This is a genomic window from uncultured Flavobacterium sp. (assembly GCF_937967675.1).
In the GTDB taxonomy this organism is placed as follows: Bacteria; Bacteroidota; Bacteroidia; order Flavobacteriales; family Flavobacteriaceae; genus Flavobacterium.
In genome coordinates, this window is the sequence record NZ_CALBSN010000144.1 from 1 (window position 1) to 2,438 (window position 2,438).

The following is a 2,438-nucleotide window of genomic DNA, read 5'->3' on the forward strand; positions in this document are numbered from 1 at the left end:
GATAAAATCGTTATTTTAGGTGGAGAAAATTATAGAATTGGAATGGGTGGAGCTGCGGTTTCATCAGCAGATACAGGTGCTTTTGGTTCAGGAATTGAATTAAATGCTATTCAACGTTCCAATCCAGAAATGCAAAAACGTGCTGCTAACGCCATTCGTGGTTTGGTAGAAAGTGACAACAATCCTATTGTTTCTATTCACGATCATGGTGCTGGTGGACATTTAAATTGTCTTTCTGAATTAGTGGAAGAAACCGGAGGATTAATCGATTTAGATAAATTACCAGTTGGTGACCCAACACTTTCTGCAAAAGAAATCATCGGAAACGAATCGCAAGAAAGAATGGGATTGGTGATTGGTGAAAAAGATATCGAAACCTTACAAAGAATTGCAGACAGAGAGCGTTCTCCAATGTATCAAGTGGGTGACGTAACTAACAACCATAGATTTACATTCGAATCAAAATCTACAGGTGTAAAACCAATGGATTATGCTTTGGAGGATTTCTTCGGAAGTTCGCCAAAAACCATTATGACGGATAAAACCGTTGCTACAAACTATTCAGATTTAGAATATTCAAAAGAAAATATAGGAAGCTACTTAAGTCAAGTTTTACAATTAGAAGCTGTAGCTTGTAAAGATTGGTTAACCAATAAAGTAGACCGTTGTGTTGGCGGACGTGTAGCAAAACAACAATGCGTGGGTCCATTACAATTACCATTGAACAATGTCGGAGTTATGGCATTGGATTTCAAAGGAAAAGAAGGAATTGCTACTTCGATTGGGCACTCGCCTATTTCAGCTTTAGTGAATCCTGTTGCGGGTTCTAGAACGGCTATTGCTGAGGCGTTATCAAACATCGTTTGGGCTCCATTGAAAGATGGCTTACAATCGGTTTCGTTATCGGCTAACTGGATGTGGGCTTGTAAAAATGAAGGAGAAGATGCTCGTTTATACGAAGCAGTAAAAGGATGTTCTGACTTTGCTATTGAATTGGGAATCAATATTCCAACAGGAAAAGATTCGCTTTCGATGAAACAAAAATATCCAAATGATGAAGTAATCGCACCAGGAACAGTTATTATTTCAGCTGCCGGAAATTGTTCGAACATTACAAAAGTAGTAGAACCTGTTTTACAAAGAAACGGCGGAAACATTTACTATATCAACTTATCGCAAGATTCGTTTAAATTAGGTGGAAGTTCGTTCGCACAGGTGTTGAATAAAATTGGAAACGATGTTCCAACAATTCAAAACTCAGAATTCTTCAAAAAAGCATTCAACGTTTTACAAGATTTAATTAAAGATAGAAAAATCAAAGCAGGACACGATATTGGAAGCGGTGGTTTAATCACTACTTTATTAGAAATGTGTTTTGCTGATGATAAATTAGGAGCGTTAATCGACTTGACTTCTTTAGGAGAAAAAGATACGGTTAAAGCCTTATTTAATGAGAATATCGGAGTTGTTTTCCAAGCGAATGCTGAAGTGGAAGCAACTTTCGCAGAACATAATATTGAGATTTTTAAAATTGGTTCGGCTATCGATGGCGATGCGTTTACGGTTATCAACGGAGATGATAGTTTAACTTTTAGTATTGCGACTTTAAGAGATACTTGGTATAAAACTTCTTTCCTATTAGATTCAAAACAATCTAAAAACGGAATGGCGCAAGCGCGTTTTGATAATTACAAAAATCAGAAATTACAATTTACTTTCCCATCACATTTTGATGGAAAATTACCTGTGATTGATGCTTCAAAACCAAGACCAAAAGCAGCAATTATTCGTGAAAAAGGAAGTAATTCTGAACGTGAAATGGCAAATGCAATGTTCTTAGCTGGATTTGATGTAAAAGATGTTCACATGACCGATTTAATTTCGGGAAGAGAAACATTGGAAGACATTCAATTCATTGGAGCAGTTGGAGGATTCTCGAATTCGGATGTTTTGGGTTCGGCTAAAGGTTGGGCTGGAGCGTTTTTATACAACGAAAAAGCGAATACCGCATTGAAAAACTTCTTCAAAAGAGAAGACACACTTTCGGTAGGGATTTGTAATGGTTGTCAATTGTTAATGGAATTAGAATTGATTAATCCAGAACACGAAGTTCACGGAAAAATGCACCACAACACTTCGAACAAACACGAAAGTGGCTTTACTTCGGTAACGGTTCAGAAGAATAATTCGGTGATGTTATCAACTTTGGAAGGAACAACTTTAGGGGTTTGGATTTCACACGGAGAAGGAAAATTCAAATTACCTTATTCAGAAGATAAATATAACATCGTAGCAAAATATGCTTACAAAGGTTATCCAGCAAATCCAAATGGTTCGGATTTCAACACGGCTATGATGTGTGATACAACGGGAAGACATTTAGTAATGATGCCACACATTGAGCGTTCGACTTTCCCTTGGAACTGGGCACATTATCC

The 2,438-nt window shown here is 37.1% G+C and carries 1 protein-coding gene; it reads left to right on the forward strand.

What is annotated here, in order from left to right:
* On the forward strand, positions 1-2,438 hold a 2,438-nt coding region (gene purL, locus Q0075_RS09705; protein WP_297869333.1), incomplete at both ends, for a phosphoribosylformylglycinamidine synthase.